Annotated in this window: 21 protein-coding genes; 5 read left to right on the forward strand and 16 right to left on the reverse strand. The window is 36.7% G+C overall.

Translation table 11 applies throughout. From position 1 onward, the window contains the following. Window positions 1–10 precede the first annotated feature (10 nt). From MKX57_RS21765 to MKX57_RS21780, 4 genes are all read right to left on the reverse strand, one after another. A complete protein-coding gene (locus MKX57_RS21765) occupies window positions 11–793 on the reverse strand; it encodes a M15 family metallopeptidase (protein WP_043990250.1) in 783 nt (260 codons plus the stop codon). 150 nt (window positions 794–943) lie between these two features. Beyond that, window positions 944–1,195: a hypothetical protein gene (locus tag MKX57_RS21770; protein ID WP_008177088.1), complete on the reverse strand. Its 252-nt coding sequence runs from the start codon at window positions 1,193–1,195 to the stop codon at window positions 944–946. Between the two features lie 51 nt (window positions 1,196–1,246). After that, window positions 1,247–2,005 (reverse strand): membrane protein insertase YidC, encoded by a 759-nt coding sequence (yidC, locus tag MKX57_RS21775; protein WP_008177090.1) that lies wholly within the window; start codon window positions 2,003–2,005, stop codon window positions 1,247–1,249. 168 nt (window positions 2,006–2,173) lie between these two features. Next, window positions 2,174–2,968, reverse strand: coding sequence for a helix-turn-helix transcriptional regulator (locus MKX57_RS21780; protein WP_025114261.1), 795 nt, complete (start codon window positions 2,966–2,968; stop codon window positions 2,174–2,176). Between the two features lie 505 nt (window positions 2,969–3,473). On the opposite strand from MKX57_RS21780, the gene MKX57_RS21785 reads away from it, so the two are divergent. From MKX57_RS21785 to MKX57_RS21795, 3 genes are all read left to right on the forward strand, one after another. After that, window positions 3,474–4,124, forward strand: a complete 651-nt coding sequence (locus tag MKX57_RS21785) for a LytTR family DNA-binding domain-containing protein (protein WP_008177095.1) — start codon at window positions 3,474–3,476, stop codon at window positions 4,122–4,124. 350 nt (window positions 4,125–4,474) lie between these two features. Next, window positions 4,475–5,995: a succinate CoA transferase gene (locus tag MKX57_RS21790; RefSeq protein WP_342550600.1), complete on the forward strand. Its 1,521-nt coding sequence runs from the start codon at window positions 4,475–4,477 to the stop codon at window positions 5,993–5,995. A gap of 121 nt (window positions 5,996–6,116) precedes the next feature. Then, window positions 6,117–7,259 carry an MFS transporter gene (locus MKX57_RS21795; protein WP_107922306.1) on the forward strand — a complete coding sequence of 381 codons (1,143 nt, stop codon included), beginning with the start codon at window positions 6,117–6,119 and terminating at the stop codon, window positions 7,257–7,259. A 17-nt stretch (window positions 7,260–7,276) separates the two neighbouring features. On the opposite strand, the gene MKX57_RS21800 is transcribed toward MKX57_RS21795, so the two are convergent. From MKX57_RS21800 to MKX57_RS21855, 12 genes are all read right to left on the reverse strand, one after another. Next, entirely contained in the window at window positions 7,277–7,585 is a 309-nt protein-coding gene (locus MKX57_RS21800) for a hypothetical protein (protein ID WP_008177106.1), read from the reverse strand. A gap of 443 nt (window positions 7,586–8,028) precedes the next feature. Continuing rightward, window positions 8,029–8,310 carry a GNAT family N-acetyltransferase gene (locus MKX57_RS21805; protein ID WP_008177108.1) on the reverse strand — a complete coding sequence of 94 codons (282 nt, stop codon included), beginning with the start codon at window positions 8,308–8,310 and terminating at the stop codon, window positions 8,029–8,031. Window positions 8,311–8,442: 132 nt separating this feature from the next. Further along, window positions 8,443–9,357, reverse strand: coding sequence for a DUF1002 domain-containing protein (locus tag MKX57_RS21810; protein WP_342550601.1), 915 nt, complete (start codon window positions 9,355–9,357; stop codon window positions 8,443–8,445). Window positions 9,358–9,495: 138 nt separating this feature from the next. Further along, entirely contained in the window at window positions 9,496–10,353 is an 858-nt protein-coding gene (locus MKX57_RS21815; protein WP_342550602.1) for a S1-like domain-containing RNA-binding protein, read from the reverse strand. A gap of 29 nt (window positions 10,354–10,382) precedes the next feature. Further along, window positions 10,383–10,802: a transcriptional regulator MntR gene (mntR, locus tag MKX57_RS21820; protein WP_008177112.1), complete on the reverse strand. Its 420-nt coding sequence runs from the start codon at window positions 10,800–10,802 to the stop codon at window positions 10,383–10,385. A 122-nt stretch (window positions 10,803–10,924) separates the two neighbouring features. Further along, a complete protein-coding gene (locus tag MKX57_RS21825; protein WP_008177114.1) occupies window positions 10,925–11,227 on the reverse strand; it encodes a late competence development ComFB family protein in 303 nt (100 codons plus the stop codon). Window positions 11,228–11,392: 165 nt separating this feature from the next. After that, window positions 11,393–13,516 carry a heavy metal translocating P-type ATPase gene (locus tag MKX57_RS21830; RefSeq protein ID WP_008177115.1) on the reverse strand — a complete coding sequence of 708 codons (2,124 nt, stop codon included), beginning with the start codon at window positions 13,514–13,516 and terminating at the stop codon, window positions 11,393–11,395. Beyond that, a complete protein-coding gene (locus MKX57_RS21835; RefSeq protein ID WP_008177117.1) occupies window positions 13,497–13,868 on the reverse strand; it encodes a metalloregulator ArsR/SmtB family transcription factor in 372 nt (123 codons plus the stop codon). Before MKX57_RS21835 ends, MKX57_RS21830 begins: the two co-directional genes overlap by 20 nt. A gap of 145 nt (window positions 13,869–14,013) precedes the next feature. Continuing rightward, complete coding sequence (locus MKX57_RS21840) at window positions 14,014–16,383, reverse strand: penicillin acylase family protein (RefSeq protein WP_342550603.1); 2,370 nt, start codon at window positions 16,381–16,383, stop codon at window positions 14,014–14,016. Between the two features lie 308 nt (window positions 16,384–16,691). Then, complete coding sequence (locus tag MKX57_RS21845) at window positions 16,692–17,447, reverse strand: exodeoxyribonuclease III (protein ID WP_342550604.1); 756 nt, start codon at window positions 17,445–17,447, stop codon at window positions 16,692–16,694. Between the two features lie 53 nt (window positions 17,448–17,500). Beyond that, window positions 17,501–18,415, reverse strand: coding sequence for a UDP-N-acetylmuramate dehydrogenase (gene murB / locus MKX57_RS21850; protein WP_008177120.1), 915 nt, complete (start codon window positions 18,413–18,415; stop codon window positions 17,501–17,503). A gap of 208 nt (window positions 18,416–18,623) precedes the next feature. Further along, window positions 18,624–18,929 (reverse strand): helix-turn-helix domain-containing protein, encoded by a 306-nt coding sequence (locus MKX57_RS21855; protein ID WP_004231981.1) that lies wholly within the window; start codon window positions 18,927–18,929, stop codon window positions 18,624–18,626. 356 nt (window positions 18,930–19,285) lie between these two features. On the opposite strand from MKX57_RS21855, the gene MKX57_RS21860 reads away from it, so the two are divergent. Both MKX57_RS21860 and MKX57_RS21865 read left to right on the forward strand, forming a co-directional pair. Next, entirely contained in the window at window positions 19,286–19,810 is a 525-nt protein-coding gene (locus MKX57_RS21860) for a YceI family protein (RefSeq protein ID WP_008177127.1), read from the forward strand. Window positions 19,811–19,845: 35 nt separating this feature from the next. Then, a complete protein-coding gene (locus MKX57_RS21865; RefSeq protein ID WP_089985775.1) occupies window positions 19,846–20,199 on the forward strand; it encodes a DUF2500 domain-containing protein in 354 nt (117 codons plus the stop codon). The last annotated feature ends 14 nt before the right edge of the window (window positions 20,200–20,213 follow it).

The raw sequence follows: 20,213 nt of genomic DNA on the forward strand, positions 1-20,213 counted from the left end.
TTCCTTTTTCTTATTTCACGCCTAAATATTCTTCTAGCGTAATGCTTTGCTTAGCAATTTCTTTAGCTACATCCTTACCAACATAACGATAATGCCAAGACTCATACATATAGCCTGTAATTTCCTCTTTGTTTTGAGGGAATCGTAGAATAAACCCATACTCTTGAGCGTGTGCAAATAACCACTGCCCTGCTGGTGTTTCTCCAAATTCCTCTGTCAGCCATACATCTTCTTTTCCACGCTCTCCTATATCAAACGCTAAGCCTGTTTGGTGTTCTGAATAGCCTGGACGAGCACTGTATCGATCTGCCGCCTCTTGTCCATCACGATTAACATAGTTGTTATAAAGTGTTGTTTGATATTCAAAAGAACGATAACCGCTAAAAGCAACTAAATCAAACCCTTGTTGCTTGGCAGCCTCTAGCATTTGATTGAGCGCTTGTCTTGCTTCTGGATTTTCCTCAGGTGCAAAGGTAGAAGGAAGCGGATAAATTTTATTTGCTAGCAGAATGCCTTTTATATACGTTGGTTCGGTAGGTAAAGTTTGATTAGGCAGATAGCCATTTTCGTCTGGTTGCTGCTCTGGCTTTTCAGGTGTTTCAGGTGTAGTGTCTGTCTTCTCTGTTGTAGAAGAATCTTGGTCTGTTGATTTATTTGTTTCTGTAGATTTTGGTTGCTCATTAGATGCACTATTTACTTGATTATTTTTATAGTTGTAAACTACAAAAATAGATACGATTAACGCAACAGAAATCAAAGCACCCATGATGAGCAAAAGACGATTGTTTTTCACTATTTATGCCCCTTTTAAAAATAGCACATACGAAAAGAGTAGGTCCTCCCTCTGTAAATACTTATCTTATTTTATTACTTGATTGATATAATCTCATTTTAGCACTGTTCACATTTTCAGGTGTGAAATTCACCTGTTATTTTGTAAATATTAGTCTGTAAGAATAATGATGAATACGATGATTGAAGCTAACGCAAAAAATATCGCCATATACTTCATCCATTTTGCTTCTTTTCCATATCCTTGTTCTTCAAAACTTTTTGCTCTAAAGCCATTTGACATGGCAAACATAATTGTCATTGCAAGTACAGCAAAATTAAATTTCCCTATAATAATAAATACAAGTGCCGCAATACTAAAAATAGCGACTAAAATGGATGATAGCCATTTTCTGTTCATCATGTTGTCCCCCTAAAAAAATCGAGGCAACAGAGGCGCCTCGACATGAATAAATTATTTTGCTTTTTCTGGATGTTGCGAATAGTACTTTCGCCCAATATATGTTTGTAGAATTAACAACGCACCACTGACAGACCAATACAAAGGTAATGCTGCCATAGATGACATCGAAATAAAGACAATCATAATTGGTGAAATATAAATAAACATTTTCATTTGAGCCTTTTGCTGCTCAGGTACAGTCCATAATGATACTCGTGCCTGAACGAGGTACACAATACCCGCTACAATCGTCATGACGATATCAGGTGACCCTAAGCTAAACCATAAAAACTCATGTGACTTCACATCTGTTGAATATAAAATTGAGAAATAAAGACCCATAATAATCGGCATTTGAATTAACATTGGTAAGCATCCCATGTTTAATGGATTAATGCCATGCTTTTGATAGAGAGCCATCATTTCTTGTTGATATTGCGTTTGCTCTTCTTTTGTCTTAGCTTCTTTCATTTTCTTCTGAACTGCTTCCATTTCAGGCTTGAATGCATCCATTTTTGTTTTCATCAATTGTTGTTGACGATAATTTTTCAACATAATTGGCATTAAGACTAAACGGATTAGAACAGTAATCGCAATGATTGCTAAACCATAACTGCCTGCAAAGATATTGTTCCCGAAAAATTCCAATAAAAATTCCATAGGTTTTACAAAGATACTATAGAAAAAACCTTCTTTGTTTTGCACTGCTTGACAGCCACTAAGTACAAAAACAGCCAGCCCAAGCATTGAAAATAGTTTCAAATTTTTCATTTTTCCACCTACTATAATTTATCAACTACTGTGAAGTATACCTTATAGGGTCTATCTTTATCAAATAGCAAGTGCTACTATTTATGTTTGTTATTTTCATAAAAAAAGGTGCGAGCTATAGCAGTATAGCTAACACCTCTGCACCTCATATTTTTCTATGCTCAAAAGCTATGCATTTTGTAATTCTGTCTCAGCCATTTCAAATCGGTAAAATTCATGATGAAGCTCATCTCTAAAATGCTTCGGCGTAACACCAGTATACTTTTTGAAAATACGTGTAAAATAACTTTGGTTACAGAAATGGAATTGATCAGATATAGATGTGATACTTTTGTTGGTATGTCGTAAGTAGTATTGTGACTCTTCTACACGTCGAACATTTAAGTATTCAACTAATGTAATACCTACATGTTCTCTAAAAATACGTGATAAGTGACTAGTACTTATGTGGAAATTATTAGCTATACTTTCCACAGTTAAATCATTTTCTAATTCATCATTTATATACATGATCACTTTGTTGACAGTTTGATGTCGGAAAGTCGGTTGTTTGCGATCTGCAATAAAATAAACAAAGAAATCAATTAAATCATCGGCAAATTGCAAAAATTCTGCGTCTTTCATTTGGTTTTCGATCATATCATTACAAGCAATATTGAAAGCAAATGCCTTTTTTGAAGGTACTTGATTGTCTAGCAATTTTCGAGCAACGATCGAAGACAAAACGGAAAAATAACCTCGAACAATTTTAATGACCTGCTTCCCAAAACGAATTGAAAGAATATCAATTAATTCATGTAAAGATTTTTTCGCTTTGGTGGATTCTAAATGGTAAATTTCAAAAATTAATTTCGACTCAATATTAAAAAATTCTTCGACGCCGATATATTGATTTATATTATCGATTTCTTGGAAGTATCTTTTGGAAATCGTTTCTGACATAGAATGTTGATGTAGTTGCATAATCTTCCCCATCTTTCCTCAGAGTGCACGAACTGCATTACAATATTTGACATCAATCCCAGTGAATAAAAAATAAGAAAATAGTATTTATTAATTTATCTTAAGAACTGAGTCCTATTTCACATTTTTTTAAAAAAACTACCTTATAAATAACCTAACTTAAACACCAGAACACAAGAAAATAGACTATACAGTGAATTTTACCATATTCTGCGATTTCCTTTCAACCACATTTTAATTGCTACTCTAGTTCTAATTTATCACATAGCCATAGTAGAAACCTTGTAAACTTATTCCTAACAATTAAATTTTACCATATACGTATTAAAATATTTTAGTCATTATCTAAATGTATTTACAAATTATACAAGACAAATTTCACCATTCTAATGAGTCAATCGACATTTTTCTATTTTATTCCTAAATCTTCTCTATATAATTTATATGATTATGTAGTAAAATAGATGATAATACTATTTTTAAAAGTTTAGACGAGGTGTTTAAAGTGGAACCAAAACAAATAGAAGAAATTATGGAGATTATTAAGGAATTCTTTCCCGAGAATACTTCCATTGCTATCTCTGATACCAATGAGTATTTGTATTACCAGCCAAGTAAAAAGGTTGATTTAAAAATTAAACCTGGCGACCCTATTAAAGAAGGTTCAGCGGCTCACAAAGCCCTAAGCTATGGTCAAAAAATTAGCTCGTACATCGAACCTGATGTTTTCGGTGTAGCTTATTACGGTATGAGTATTCCTTTAATGGAGGAAGGCGAAACTAAAGGAGCTATTACTGCTATCTTCCCGCAAAAACCATCAGCATTCTTAACAAACTACATTACCATTAAAATCGATGATTGCTGGTACCCAATTAAGCATGATCAAGTGATTTATTTAGAAACACAACTCCGTAAAACATTTGTTAAAACAATGTCTCGTGAAGGTTATCACCGTTTAAACCTAAGTGATTTAGAGCTATTTTTAGCACCTGATTCATTTATTCGTTGTCACCGCTCTTACATCGTTAACATTGACTACATCGATGAAATTCAACCAGATTCTCACTCAACGTTTTTATTAATTATGAAAGACGGTACTCGTATCCCTGTTAGCCAACGCTATGCAAGCTATTTCCGCCGTTCTTTAGGTTTCTAATTTTAAATACAGCGAGCAATCTATGTGGATTGTTCGCTGTATTTTTTTAATCCGAAATAGATCCCCTCATGTCCCCTATTAACAATTTTTGCATAGTTTTTATGTAGAAATTACCTATATTTATACAGCTCTACAATAAAACGTTTTCTCTGTCGAAAAATCATCTTAATGCTCGATTTTCCTTTTTTTACTCAATTTAATGCTATTCATAAAGTAATTGTGACAATTTGGTGATAGTATTATTCAAATGGTTGGAGTCATACTACAACTGAATAAACAGAAAATTCTCAAATGTTTTTTCTAGTTTTGTAATCGGTTTCCATCAAAATTATTTAGGGGAGGATTTTTTTATGGATGCAAATGTTCAAAAACGCCTAGGTTTAAAAGAGCTTGAGAGTAAAATTGTCACTGCTGAAGAAGCAGCAGCGCTTATTTCTAATGGTGATGTAGTTGGGATGAGTGGTTTTACTCGTGCTGGGGACGCAAAAGTTGTGCCAATGGCTTTAGTTGAGCGAGCAAAAAATGAAGAATTCAAAATTGATGTATATACAGGTGCATCATTAGGACCAGAAGTGGATAAGTACTTAGCAGAAGCTGGTGCCATTCGTAAACGTGGACCATTCCAAGGAGACGCTGGTATCCGTAATTTAATTAACTCTGGTGATGTTTTATATGTAGATGCTCACCTTTCTCATAATGCTGAGCTAGTGCGCCAAGGAATTATCGGACCAATTAAGTATTTAATTCTTGAAGCGGTTGCTATTACTGAAGATGGGTTAATCATTCCAACAAACTCTGTAGGTAACTCACCTATCTTTGCAGAATATGCAGAAAATATTATTATCGAGTTAAACATCTCACATCCAGAAGCTTTAATCGGCATCCATGATATTTATGTACCTGGTGAACAAGGTAAGCGTGAAGCTATTCCAATGACAGACGCTATGCAACGAATTGGTGATATCGGTATTAAAGTGGATCCAGCTAAAATTAAAGCAATTGTTATTTCTGAAGAGCCAGATGCTCCTTCATTAATCGTACCTCCAGATGAAGAAACACAAACTATGGCAAACATTTTATTAGACTTCTTTAGCAATGAAATTAAAGCAGGTCGTTTAACCAAACAATTAATGCCATTACAATCTGGTGTTGGTTCTGTTGCAAACGCTGTACTTGATGGCTTTGCAGATTCAGAATTTGAAGATTTAATCGTGGCATCAGAAGTACTTCAAGATGCAGTATTTAACTTAATCGATGCAGGTAAGGTTAAATTTGCCGCTGCAACTTCAATTACACTGACTGAAGAATTACAGCAAAAAGTATATGGCAATTTAGAAAAATATGCTGATAAAATTTGCTTACGTCCACAAGAAATTTCTAACCACCCTGAGCTTATCCGTCGTTTGGGTCTAATCTCAATCAACACAGCTCTTGAGTTAGATATCTATGGTAACGTAAACTCAACGCATGTCTCTGGTACTCGTATGATGAACGGTATCGGTGGTTCAGGAGACTTCGCTCGTAACGCACGCCTTGGTATTTTTGTTACAAAATCATACGCAAAAGGTGGAGCAATTTCTTCTATCGTGCCAATGGTATCTCACGTTGATCATACTGAGCATGATGTAGATGTTATCGTAACAGAACAAGGTATCGCTGACTTACGTGGTCTTGCACCAAAAGAACGTGTACCTTTAATTATTGAAAACTGTGCACACCCAGATTATAAAGAGCAATTATGGGATTACTACAACCGTGCTGTCAAAGCAACTGGTAGCCATCAAACGCCTCACCTTTTAGAGGAAGCACTTTCTTGGCATGTAAATCTTGCTAAAAACAAAACAATGAAAAAAGAAGTTTCAAAAGCTTAATCTTCAATTTTCAGGACGCCTACTAAGTGAAAACTTATTGGGCGTTCTTTTTTATTGGAAATGTTATAATAGGAATATATGCAACTAACTTACTAATTTGTTCTAATTCATGGGAGGAGCTATGAAAAAATTTATTTATGTAATTATTTTCTTTTCTTTTTTCGACCTATTTACCCAGCTACCTGTTATGAGTACATATGCTGAGTCTTTAGGAGCATCAGCATTCCTTACAGGTCTTGCAGTAGGTATGTATTCGTTATCCAATACATTTGGTAATATAATTTCAGGCTTTTTAACGGATCGCAAAGGACCTTTTATCATACTCATCGTTGGTCTCTTAACAACAGGTTTATCATTAACACTTTATAACTTAGTAGAGGAGCCTATTGCGCTTTTAGTAGTCCGTTTTATTCATGGACTTGTTGCAGGCTTCATTGTCCCTGCCGCCTTTACATTTTTAGCAAACGCTACTGAGCAAGAAAAAAGAGGTAAGGGTAGTGCTATTTCTGGCGCATTTGTTGGTATTGCTGCTATTATTGGCCCTGCTTTTAGTGGTATTCTAGCAAGCCGGACAAGTGTCCCATTTGTTTTTAATATTACTGCAAGCTTTATGCTTTTATTAGGGATTCTTTCTTTCTTTTTACTAAGAGCAAATCAAGTAAAAAAAGAAAAAGCGGCACCAAGTACATATATTCCGATAAGTGTATTTTTTAATAATACAGGAACATTAAAGGCATTTTCAGGAGCCTTTTTCTTAATGTTTTCACAAGGTGTAATTGCATATCTTCTACCGCTCAAAGTTCAATCTCTAGGCTTTGACTCTCGTTTAAGTGGCACATTGATGAGCACATTTGGTATTATCGCTGTACTTGTTTTTTTATTACCAACTAATCGTATCTTTGATAAGGTTAACCCTCTAAAAACATTGTCACTCGGTATTGGATTAATGGGATTAAGCCAATTATTAATAAGCCAAGCCGATTCTAGCTCTTTGCTTTATCTAGCAATGGCATGTTATGGGGTTGGGTTTGGATTCCTTTTCCCTTCCGTCAATTCACTTTTAATCGATTCTACAACGGCTGAAATACGAGGAAAAGCATATGGTTATTTCTATGCATTCTTCTCTCTTGGTGTAGTATTAGGTTCTTCCTTGTTAGGATGGCTATCACTTGGAGTGATCAGCGGCTTTATCTTTACGGGAATTGTATTATTAATATTTGCTGGAGTAATACTACTCCCACACAAAAGACCTTCTCATGCATAGATGAGAAGGTTTTGTCATTATTTTTCCTTATCTTGAATTTCCTCATTATAGAAGTGGACACCAGTATGTCCTCCACCTTCAGCGACCATTTCATTTGATGCAATCTTCGTTGGAGAAGTACCAGCCTCTGTTGCCACCTCTGTTGATACGCGTTCTGCAATATTGTCGTGCATATCAGGACCTGTTGTCAGATAAGATTCTAATCTTGATTTCATATTATTAAACATCGATAGTGCTTTATCACGGTTCTCTTTTTTACTTAAATAAGATGCTGCTAATCCCGCTAATCCTGCAATGACAACACCTGTTCCTTTTCGTTTAGCCATAATTTATTACCTCCTAAAAATATAGAAACTAGCTCTGTACTATAGTTTTTCCCTATTCTTAGAAGAATAAACATTTATTTTTTTATCTCTATCTGCATATATATAAGAATAAGAAATATACTTGCCTACATATCCGCCGTACTAACCATTCTTCTATTAACATTCAGCTCAATTTTCTACATTTATCATAATTATGTAATTTTTTATGATTATAATAGGCAAGTAAAGGGAATTAATGAATTAATACTAAAAATAGGAGAGTGATTATGATGAAGGATTTCGATTTAGCGTATGATTGGATAGACATGGCTTCATTAGTAGGTGGGGCAGGCCTTTTAACCGTACTAATTTATGGTGTGATACTTCTGTAAGGAGCTACTTGAATGAGTTATCTTAGCAATTAAAAGGCAATCCGCTTACCTTATAAGCAGATTGCCTTTATTTTATCGTTTTACATCATTATAAGCATCTGATTTGGCAAAGGCCGCAACTACATAGGAACAAACTGCTTCCATCTTATAGCCATGTTCACGCGCATACTGTGCTGCCTGATCAAGCAATTGTTTGGCCACCCCTTGACCTCGGAGCTTATCTGATACATATGTGTGATCCATTACCATTACTTGCCCGTTTTGTTGCCAAGTAATTTCTGCAAGTCTTTCCCCTGCTTGCTCATTCAAAAATGCAAATTTATTTCCTGCTAATTGCTGTAATTGAAATTCCATTTCTCACCACTCCTTTTATTCATAGTACCATAGCCTTTTGGATTTTCACAAAACTTGCGACTGTTCTAAACAAAAAGAATCTGTCCACTCATTCTAGTAGATGAGTATGACAGATTCTTTTATTATTCATTGTTAGTTAAACCAAGAAGATATAGTATCTTTTAAATTAGCAAAGAAGCTTTTCACACTCTCCCAAAATCCTTTATCTTCCATAAGAGAGCCGAACTTTTCTTGAATCGTATTACTAATATCGTTTAATTGTTCAGACCATTTACTGAAATCAATATCCAGCTTACTGATTTTATCCATTAAATCTACGAGCAATTGACGGTCCTTTTCACTTAAATTGATGTCAAGCTTGTTTAATTGCTCTTGAACGATCTTTTCAACTTCTTCACGTGTAGCTGGCTTTAATTCAGCAATTTGCTTTTTAATTTCTGTTAGTAATTCAGCTACCTTTGCATCATCCACACCGGCAGATTCAGCAATAGATGTTGCAACCGATAACTCCTCATTTGCTACATCTGTTCGTTCAATATCAAGCGTTTCACCTGTAGTAACCTCGTATGCCTTGTAAATACCAACTAACGCCGAATGCCCTGTTACCGCCTTAGGTGCAGCCACCTGTACTGTAGCATCTTCAATCCCCGCCGTTAACATTGCATTCGCGTACATTTCTGATGTCACCTGTGTAATATTTGTTGGTGTGACAATTTCTATTACTAGACCTTCCCCTACATCTCTTCGTGTAATTTTAGCAGAAGAATACATGCGGGAACTTGAATTACTATCTTTAATGTATTTAACTAGATCCTGACCTGATACCGTTATTTCTTCGATTTCAGGTTCTCCATTGACTTTTAATGATTTTTTTACTGACTCTTTTTCAGCTTCAGATAAATTTGCTCCATATACAACGATTGGAACGCCTAACTTTTCATCAATTGCTTTCGGAGGCGTATTATCAGATGCAAACCCTGTCGCTGGTGCCATCACACCAAATACCAACATAGTAGCTGTTAGTATTTTCATCCAAGTTTTTTTCAAATCGTGTGACCCCTTTCGATAAAACCTCATAATTAGCCTGTATAATGTATACCACTATACAGTTATTAGTACGTAAAAAAGCAGAGAAGGTTTCAAGGATGTCTCTTGTCGCTATTACTTAATTTAATTAATCGTCCACTAGACTTCTTCAGTCCAGCCGTCCTGTTGCTTCACTTTACCAGCTTTCATCAATGTTCCTAAGGCACGTTTAAAGGCACCCTTACTCATATGAAACATTTCTTGAACTTCTTCAGGAGAGGATTTATCGCCAAATGGCATTTTGCCCCCAACATCCTGTAGATAGCTCAAAATTTGCTGCGCATCATCGGAAAGGCGCTCATGTTTTCTCGGTAAAAGAGAACCGTTCATGGAGCCATCTTCTTTTACATCAATAATTCGAACTACTACATCTTGTCCTAAGCGTGGCTCTGCATTACGCTCTGATTCATGCACAAAAATACGATATGGATGTTCTACACCTAATAAAAACGAGCCAACTGGTAACAAACGGTATGGGCGTGCCTGAATGTTTTTATTATGCAAATCTTCAAATGCACCTTCATATAACTCCAAAATCTTTTCTTCCGTTGCTAATCGTCCAAATAAATCACCGTTACGATCTGTGCGTAGTGTCATAAATAAATGATCACCTGGAACCGGCCATACGTCTTTTAATGGTGGTAAATCCTCTGCTTTAACTAACACTTCTCGAGAGGAACCAATATCTACATAAGCCCCTTCACGTTCTACTACTTTTAGCACTTTCGCCCAACCGTATTCTCCTTGTGTAAAAGCTGGGATTGCTGTTGTAGCAGCTAAATCCCCTCGTCGATCTACAAATAAAAATACTTCAAGGCGGTCACCTACTGTTAGCGGCTCTGTTACCTCTGAAGCATTTAAAGGTAGTTCTTCAACTCCATTTGTTAAAATCCATTTTGATGTTTGTTGCTCTAATACCGTTAATGTAACGACTTCACCTGATTTTAATGCGTCCATATTGTCTCCCTTTCCTCCACACTATCATTTTATAGATTGTGCTGTGTCTTTGATGCCTCTAATTTTTTCACGATGTCTGGATTCTCTTCCATTACTTGCACAAGATCCGCTATACGATCGATTGAATTCCAACTTAAATGATGCTCAATTCCTTCAACATCATTATATATACGCTCTTCATCCACACCAATCATTCGTAAAAACTGCTCGAGCAATTCATGGCGCTGCACAAGACGCTTTCCTAGCTTTTCACCTTTCGGCGTCAATGTCAGTCCACGGTATTTTTCATAAACTAAATAACCATCTTTATCTAATTTTTGAACCATTTTTGTAACAGAAGAAGGAAGAACAGATAATGCTTCAGCAATGTCAGACACTCGCGCATATCCTTTGTTAGCGATTAGTAAATAAATTTGTTCGATATGGTCCTCCATACTAGGTGTTGGCATATCCTTTTCCCTCTCTTTCCTTTTCTTACTCTCTAGTTTACTACAAGCTTGGCTTAAAAGTTAACTGAAAATACATATGCCAGAAAATCACGACCTGTACAACTTAAAAAGAGCCTCTTCATTTAAGAAGTAGGCTCCACTTTGTGTCGAGGATACTTATTTACCACATGTAACGCGTGAATAATCTCTTTGTTGATGCGCTCAATACTTTCAGGAGTATTCATTTCCTTAAATGCCTCGTCTCTAGCTTCCATAGATGTAACATACTTACTCGGCAATGCATTTAGTGTAAGTGCCACCGTGTCGAGTTCACAGATTTCGCATTTACAAAATGTTTGATATTCCGGTCCTCGTAGTAAAAAGCTTACTAAACCACGCACAATCTCTTCTGTAACATTTACTAAAATAGGATCTGACTTATTCAAACTTTCGCCTCATTTTATATTGAATGGTTACATTACTCCTGAAACTATAATAGCTTTTAAAAAGTACTTTTTCAAGAATCACTAGTAGCATCTATTCGCACAAAATTAGTAGTGTCAAAGTAAGATTAATCTCCTGCTTTTTCCTATCAAATCACATCTTACCTACTATTTTTTTGCTTTTATTAGTCTTAATGAATTAAAAACAACTAATAGGGTTGCGCCCATATCTGCAAAAATTGCTATCCATAACGTTAGCCATCCTGGGATAACTAGCAGCAACGCAATTAATTTTAAGGCTAGGGCAAAAATAATATTTTCCTTAATAATGCGTAGTGTTTTTCTGCTTAATCCAATTGTGTATGGAAGCTTTGTTAAATCGTCACCCATTAAGGCAATATCGGCTGTCTCGAGAGCTGCATCTGTGCCTGCTCCCCCCATTGCAATTCCCACATTTGCAGTGGCCAATGCTGGCGCATCATTTACGCCATCCCCAACCATTGCTACGGCTCCAAACTGTGCACGTAAATCTTTAATCGCCATTAATTTTTCCTCTGGTAATAAACCAGCACGCACATCTGTTACCTGTAATGATGTAGCAATGGCCTTAGCAGTAGGCTCTGCATCACCTGTTAACATCACCATATGTTTTACTTTTAGGGCATTAAGTTTTTGTAAGACATCCTTACTTTCATGACGCAATTGATCAGCAATCCCAATTAATCCAATGAGTTGGCTTTTCGAAACTGCTGCTACTACTGTCTTACCCTGTTCCTGTAGCTTTTTAACCTGATTTTCTATATTTTTATCGATAAAGGCTAATGTGGACACCCATTTCATGCTACCTACGTAAATAATCTGCTGATCAACTGTTGCAAAGGCTCCTTTGCCTGTGACTGATTGGAATTCTGTAGGCACTAGCTCAGGTAAATTTTTATCGTGTAATCTATTTAATATAGCTTTTGCCAAAGGGTGCTGGGACTGTTTTTCTACTGCTGCCACTAGCTGTAATACATATTCCTCTGACCAACCATCCATTGTCACTATATCCGTAACAGCTGGCTGTCCTTCGGTTAATGTACCTGTTTTATCAAAGGCTACCGCTTCAATATGTCCTAATTGTTCTAAATGAATTCCGCCTTTAATAAGGACACCTTGTCTTGCAGCATTCCCAATCGCAGTAACAATAGCCACCGGTGTAGAAACAACGAGTGCACAAGGACATCCTACTACTAACACTGCTAAGCCTTGGTAAATCCAGTGCTGCCAATCTCCTATAAATAAAGGTGGAATAACAGCTACTAAAAAAGCAACAATGATAATAGCTGGTGTGTAATACTTCGCAAAGCGATCTACAAATTGCTGAGAAGGTGCTTTCTCTGCCTGCGCCTCTTCTACAAGATGAATGATCTTAGCAATTGTTGTGTCTTCTACTCGCTTTGTCACGCGAACCTCAAGCGCACCCTCTTCATTTAATGTACCTGCGAATACTTCATCATTCACTGTTTTATTCACTGGAATGGACTCACCTGTTATAGCTGCTTGATTCACTGCAGATAGCCCGCTAATGACAATGCCATCCATCGCAATCTTTTGCCCAGGCTTTACAAGTAAAATATCCCCTATCTCGATATCTTCTGTCGGCAGTTCAAGCTCATGAAAATGCTCGCCATGCGCTCTTTTAATGATAGCTGTCGGTGGAGCGATATCCATTAACCCTCGAATCGATTGTCTTGCCTTATCCATAGAGTAAGCTTCAAGTGCTTCACTTACGGCAAATAAAAAGACTACAACTGCCGCTTCTTCCCATTCCCCAATAATAGCAGCTCCAATAATAGCGATTGTCATAAGGGTCTTCATATCAAATTCAAAGCGAGCTAAATTACGGAAGCCCGTTTTAAAAATACCAATTCCCCCTACAAGAATAGCTATGATGAACATGGCTATTGGAATCGGGTTTGTTTCTCCCTGCATAGAAACAAATAAATAGCCTAGAATGACAAAGAACAAAGATATCCCTGCCAAAATATTCTCTTTTTTACGGTAAAAAGGTGTAGATTTTTCAACTGTTCTCACTGCTGATTGCGACACCTTGATCCCATCAAAGGCACCTGCTTCTTCAATTTGATTCACACTAATGTTGCCGACTACCGTTATTTTAGAAGCACCAAAGTTGACTTGTGCATCCTCCACCTCAGGAATAGCCTTTACATTTTTCTCAAACTTCGCTGCACAGCTAGCACAGGAAAGATTTTGCAATCTGTATTCTTGTTTAGTTGGCGTCGCTACCATTCGCAATCCCCTCTTTCGCATGTTCATAGGCAATTGTTACAATTTGAAATACATGCTCATCCGCTAAAGAGTAATACATTTGCTTCCCTTTGCGGTGTGACTTTGCTAAATTATTATCTTTTAAGTAACGTAAATGATGTGATGCTGTTGCGACTGACGAGCCAATAATCGATGCTACATCACAAACACATAATTCATCCTCTACCGTTAAAGCAAAGGCGATTTTAAGCCTTGTTTCATCAGATAATGCTTTTAAAAACTTTGCTACCCCTGATAGATCAGGCATTTGTTGTTGTACCTTAGTGACTGCTTCTTCATGTACTTGCGTCACCTCACAAATTTCTTTTGGCATTGTTCCTCACCTCATTCAAATATTCGTTTGATTGTATTCAATGTAACATATTATTCCATCTTATTCAAATGAATATTTGAATGTTGTGATTTATATCCTAGTAAAAAAAATTAACGTACTTTAAAAAGTACGCTAATCATTTTTGTTACTTCGCTTTTAATTTTAATGTTTTACCTTTAATATCTTCCTGTTTTACAAAAGTTCGATGATAATCACCATCTGCCCAATCGAGTACTTGATCTTGGTACCAATCAGACTTTACATGACCACTTTGACCAGGTCCAACAATATGATAGCCAGAAGTTAAATCACCCACATCCACAACAAAACGCCAAGAAGCACCATGATCCACATTACCAGAAAGATCATTATCAGCAGCCTGTACCGTCACTTTGGATCCTCCAATTGGAACCTTTTTAGCATTAAAATAGGCAGCTAAAATTGGAGAAGCACTACCTAACGTATGATCAAAAGTGAGCTGGTGGAAATCTCCCCATTGCCACTTGGATGCATTTTTACCAAATTGATCTTCTAATTGTGCAATGGTAAGCTCTAGTGCCTTGTAAACTGTTGCATCAACTCCACCTTGCTCCTCTATCCAAATACTCTTGCCCCCTGCATAGGCTGTGCGTAAAAGCTGGTCTGTAATATTAAATTTACCATGCATGATGTCATACATATCTGCAGGCATTTGATCTTTAAACAATACTTCCTGTAATTTGGTCATAAGCGTATGGAATACGAGTGGTGCACCTGATTCCTTAGCATCCACCATATCCCAATTCTCCAGCATGGCAATAATCTCTGTGTACGTACCATCCTGATCTTGCGCTTTCATAGATGTTAATAAACTAGGAAGAAATTCCCTAGCATAGAGATTATGTTGATCCATTTGCAAGTTCATCATATCTTCTACCGTTATCGAATCATTCGCCTCAAGTACTTCTTTAATTCGTTCAAAACGGTAAGGCTGAGCCCAGAAATCTGTAATGTGATAAGGATATTCCTCTCCTACGACTTGATTATTGGCGGTAGCAATAAAGCCTTCCTCTGGATTCACTACTGTTGGCAGCTCATCCCATGGAATAAAACCATCCCAACCATAATCACTAGAATCACCTGGAACTGGCAATTGACCATCACCTTGCTTACGAATAGGAATTTGACCATTTGCTTTATAAGCAATTGTGCCATCCTTTGAGGCAAAAACGAAGTTCTGCGCAGGTGCCTTAAAGTCTTCTAAAGCTTTTTCAAAGTCATCCCAAGATTCCGCCTTATTAAAACCAATTACTGCACGTAATTCTGCAGTTGATTGAAGCGCTGTCCACTGCATTGAAAATTGTGCAGTTGGCTTGGTATCTTTGAATGCTAGATCCGTCATAATCGGACCATGGCGTGTCACCACCACATCAAAATCTACAGTTTCTCCGTCCTTCACCTTAATAGATTCATCACGTACCTCGGCTTGCTCCCATTTTCCATCGTAGCGGTATTGTGTTGGATTATCTGGATTAGGTATTTCAATATATAAATCCTGCACATCCGGGCCAACATTCGTCACACCCCATGCTATATCATCATTATGACCTAAAATAATACCTGGAATTCCTGCAAAAATAACACCACTAACATTTTGTTGTGGAGATTGCAGATGCATCTGATACCAAATTGATGGAGTACTCAATCCTAGGTGAGGATCGTCCGCCAAAATAGGTGTACCTGATTTAGTTTTATCACCAGAAACAACCCAGTTATTACTGCCGTTAAATTCATTAGGCAGTAGATCTGCATTAAATTGTCCTGCTACCGCTACAGGGTTTTTAATATTTGCCTCAATAATAGATGAAGCATTTTCAGGATATTTAATAAATAATTCCTTGGCCTTTTCTTCATCAAAATTTTGTAAAGCCCAATGACGGAAGGCAAGTGTATTCCAATTCCCTCCCAAATCATATGCCATATACTTCCCAATCGTTAAAGAATCCACAACTGTCCATTCCTCTGGCTCGTAGCCCAATAATGAAAATTCATAGCTTAAAGTTTTATTTTCCTTAGCTTGTGCAATAAATGCATTTACCCCTTCTGCATACCACTCTAGTACTTGCTTGCTTTCCTCATCATAGGCTGCGAGTGATTTCTCAGCGGCATCGCGTAAGCTAAAAGTACGAAAGTGTTTGTCCGTATTTATTGTTGCTTCCCCAATAATTTCTGATAATCGACCACTCGCCTGTCTTCGTGCTAAATCCATTTGAAATAATCGATCTTGTGCCTGAACATAACCTTGCGCACGATATAAATCAGCATCTGTCTTTGCAAAAATATGAGGAACCCCTTTGTCGTCCCTTGTAACCGACACATCCTGCTCTAAAATATTGACAGCTAATTCGCCATCAATTATCGGCTTAGATTTATTCATAAACCATGTTAATCCGATAAAAGCTACGATAGCTAAAGTCGCTACGATCCCAGCAAGGACGATAAGCCACTTTCTCCATTTGAACTTTCTCTTTTCCATCTCATTACCCCCTCTGTGCACTATATTCCTTCCTACCTCTTAAAATCCTTAAAACAAGGTTTAAAAGATTGTCGATAGCAAATATTCGTGCGTTATGTAAGTAAATCCATCTTTAAATACAAAATTTCGTCACCATTCGCTATTAGACTAGTATAAACAATTGGCTATATGAAGGCTACAGAGCATTGTTAAAAAACGTATTTATAGATAAATGGCTTTCCTTTCATTAGTCTCCTTTTTTATTCATTCTATGTATTATTGCAAAGACAAAAAAATCGTATTTCCAATAGAAAATACGATTTTTAATGCTAGACATGTAGTTGTAATTCAATAGGGCAATGATCGCTGCCCATAATGTGTGGGTGAATAGTCGCTTGATCAATCTGATTTTTTAATTGCTCCGACACAATAAAGTAGTCGATGCGCCAACCAATATTTCGTTCACGTACTTTATTCATATAGGACCACCATGTAAAATGGTCAGTTTCATTAGGATGCTTGTATCTGAAAGAATCTACAAAACCACTGGCTAAAAGCTCCGAAAATTTAGCACGCTCCTCATATGTAAATCCGGAATTTCCCACATTCGATTTAGCATTTTTCAAATCTATTTCAGTGTGTGCAACATTTAAGTCACCACAATAGACAACAGGCTTTTTACTATTCAAGTCTTGTAAATAGCCGGCTAAACGCTCTTCCCAAGTTAGTCGAAGTGGTAATCTCGCTAAATCTCGCTGTGCATTGGGGGTATAGACATTTACTAAATAGAAATTTTGATATTCTAAAGTAATGATTCTACCTTCATCCTGAGAATCTTCATCGCCAACTCCATACATAACGGATAATGGTGTATGCTTTGTAAATATAGCCGTCCCAGAGTAGCCTTTCTTTTGGGCATAGTTCCAATATTGCTCATAATCATCTAGTGCAAGCTCTACTTGTCCAGCCTGACATTTAGTTTCTTGGATACAAAAAAAATCTGCCTCTATTTGATGAAAGAAATCTAGAAAGCCTTTCCCCAGGCAAGCCCTAATTCCATTAACATTCCATGATATAAATTTCATCTCATACTCACTCCTTAAAAAAACGCCCTTCGACTCAAGCGAAGAGCGTCACATTATAGATCATCACCAACAATTTTAACTTCTGTTTCTAATTCAATACCGAATTTTTCTTTCACAATCCGCTGTACCATTTGAATAGTTGCAATATAATCAGAAGCAGTAGCATTTCCTTTATTGACAATAAAACCTGCGTGCTTCGTAGAGACCTCTGCACCGCCTACTCCTTTGCCTTGCAAGCCACTATCTTGAATAAGCTTACCTGCAAAATGACCTGGTGGGCGTTTAAAAACACTTCCCGCAGATGGATATTCTAATGGTTGCTTAGATTCTCGCTGAAATGTTAAGTCAGCAATCTTCGCATCAATTTCCCCCTGTTCGCCAGGAGCTAATTGGAACTCAGAGGATAACACGTAATAGCCTTTCTTCGCAATAACGCTTTTACGATAACCAAGTTCAAGCTCATCCTTTGACAAGGTTAAAATTTCTCCCTCTTTTGTTAACACCTTAGATGAAATAATTATATCTTTAATCTCACCGCCATAAGCACCTGCGTTCATAGCCATTGCACCACCAATTGATCCAGGGATACCACAGGCAAACTCGAAGCCTGTTAAAGATGCTTTAGCAGATAGCTTCGACACATCTTTAATTAGCGCACCACTTTGAGCATAAACATGTTCACCATTAATACGAATCTCATCTAAATTTGAAAATGTTACAACGATTCCTCTATGACCACCATCACGAACAACCATATTAGATCCGTTACCTAACATTAATAAAGGAATATTATTTATATATGCATAGCGTATTACAAATGCTGCTTCTTCTTCTGTATCAGGAAGAACAAAAACATCTGCTTTGCCACCTAATTTTGTCATTGTATATTGTTGTAATGATTCATCTAACTTAATATTGGCAGGATTAATGCTCTTCGCTAAATCCTTTGCCCATTGTTGTTTTGTCATGAGAGCTAATTCCTTTCTAACGTCCTTCTTACTCTACACCAGTATGGATTTAGAACCCCAATTTGACAAGTAAAATGAAGGGTATTTTTATCTCACATAAAAAGACAGGTAAGTCCTGTGCAGAGATGATGAATATTATAAAGAAAATTGACAGTCATTCCAAGTGTCGTTTTTGGCACAATACTACCTAAAGAACAAGCCATTCACTTTAAAGCCAGCTACTTGCCCATGTTTCAATATTACGGATAGCGCCTTCTAGTGCTTGCCCTTTATCCGTTAATGAATATTCAACTCGTACTGGGACTTCAGAATACACTTTACGTTCAACAAGTCCTTCTTTTTCCAGTTCCTTCAAACGTTCTGATAATAAACGGCCACTAACAGGTAATGCAGACTCTATTTCATTAAAACGCTGTGGTCCATCTAATAATTGATATAATATTAAACCCGTCCATCGTTTTCCGATTAAATCCATTGCTTTAGCTAAACGAGGACATAAAGTTGTCTCATTCATATTTCTTCACCTCTATGTAACTATTGTAACGATTATTGCAGGAAATGTAAATTTAGAGTAACTTATTTACATAACATAATTAATATACTTTTATATACTTAATTACAAAAAGTAACTTTAGTATTCAGTCTTTTTCAATTACGGTGGAACCTTCCATCATTAAACCGTCCGTCCTCCTAATAATACAATGCCCTAGATATCAGTAATATGACTAACTATTTATTTTAAGTCTTGTAAATGTTCACAGTTTACACTTTTATTGGTGATTATCCATTCCTATTTATGAAAAACCCATTGAATATGGTATTTGTTTCCTTTATCATTCGTTGTAGAATGCTGTTTTAGGGGGTTTTTAAATGAAAAAATACACTATTGATATCAGTCATTCCACACTTAGTTTTTCTGTACGACATATGATGATATCTAAAATTCACGGTACTTTCGAATCGTACAACGCTGAAATTGCTGCAGCCAATATTGAGCATATGCAGGATGCAAGTATCTCTATTACCATTGACGTGGCTAGTGTCTCCACAAAAAATCATGACCGTGATGTACACCTTGTGTCTCCAGATTTTTTTGATGCAGACGTCTATCCAAAAATAGTTTTCACCTCTACATATATTGATAAACAAAATGATAAAACTTTTTTGATACATGGGGATTTAACGATTAAAAACATAACAAAGCCTATCGTATTTACAACAGTATATACAGGAAACGGTGTTAATCCTTGGGCACAAGTATATGGCTTTCAGGCAAAGACACAAATTGATCGCCGCGATTTTAATTTAGTCTACAATACAATTCTAGAAACAGGTGGCGTATTAATCAGTGATGAGATTGACATTGTGGTAGATGTCGAATTAAGCCCCCTTTAGTTATTGATTTACTTTAAGGAAAGAGGGAACTTTACATGCTATGGTTTGATAACGAAATTACATTTGTATCGAGCTTTATTACAATCGTCTTTTTTATTGTTTTTGGTAGCATCGCCTTCAGCCTTATTAAAGCTATTGTCACTTGGTCTATTAATAACCAATCACAAACCTTAACTGTACCCGCTAAGGTTGTGTCAAAACGTACAAATATTCGGGGAGGCTCTACTAATTCTGCGGCATATACTTCCTATTTCATAACGTTTGAAGAACGACATGGGGAGCGTCAGGAATTTAAAGTGAATGGTCGTAATTTTGGACAGCTAGTGGAGGGTGACATTGGTCTTTTAACGTATCAGGGCACACGCTTTCATACTTTCGAAAGACAATAAAGGGAGAGTAGCGA

It is taken from the genome of Lysinibacillus sp. FSL M8-0216 (assembly GCF_038595555.1).
Lineage (GTDB): Bacteria > Bacillota > Bacilli > Bacillales_A > Planococcaceae > Lysinibacillus > Lysinibacillus fusiformis.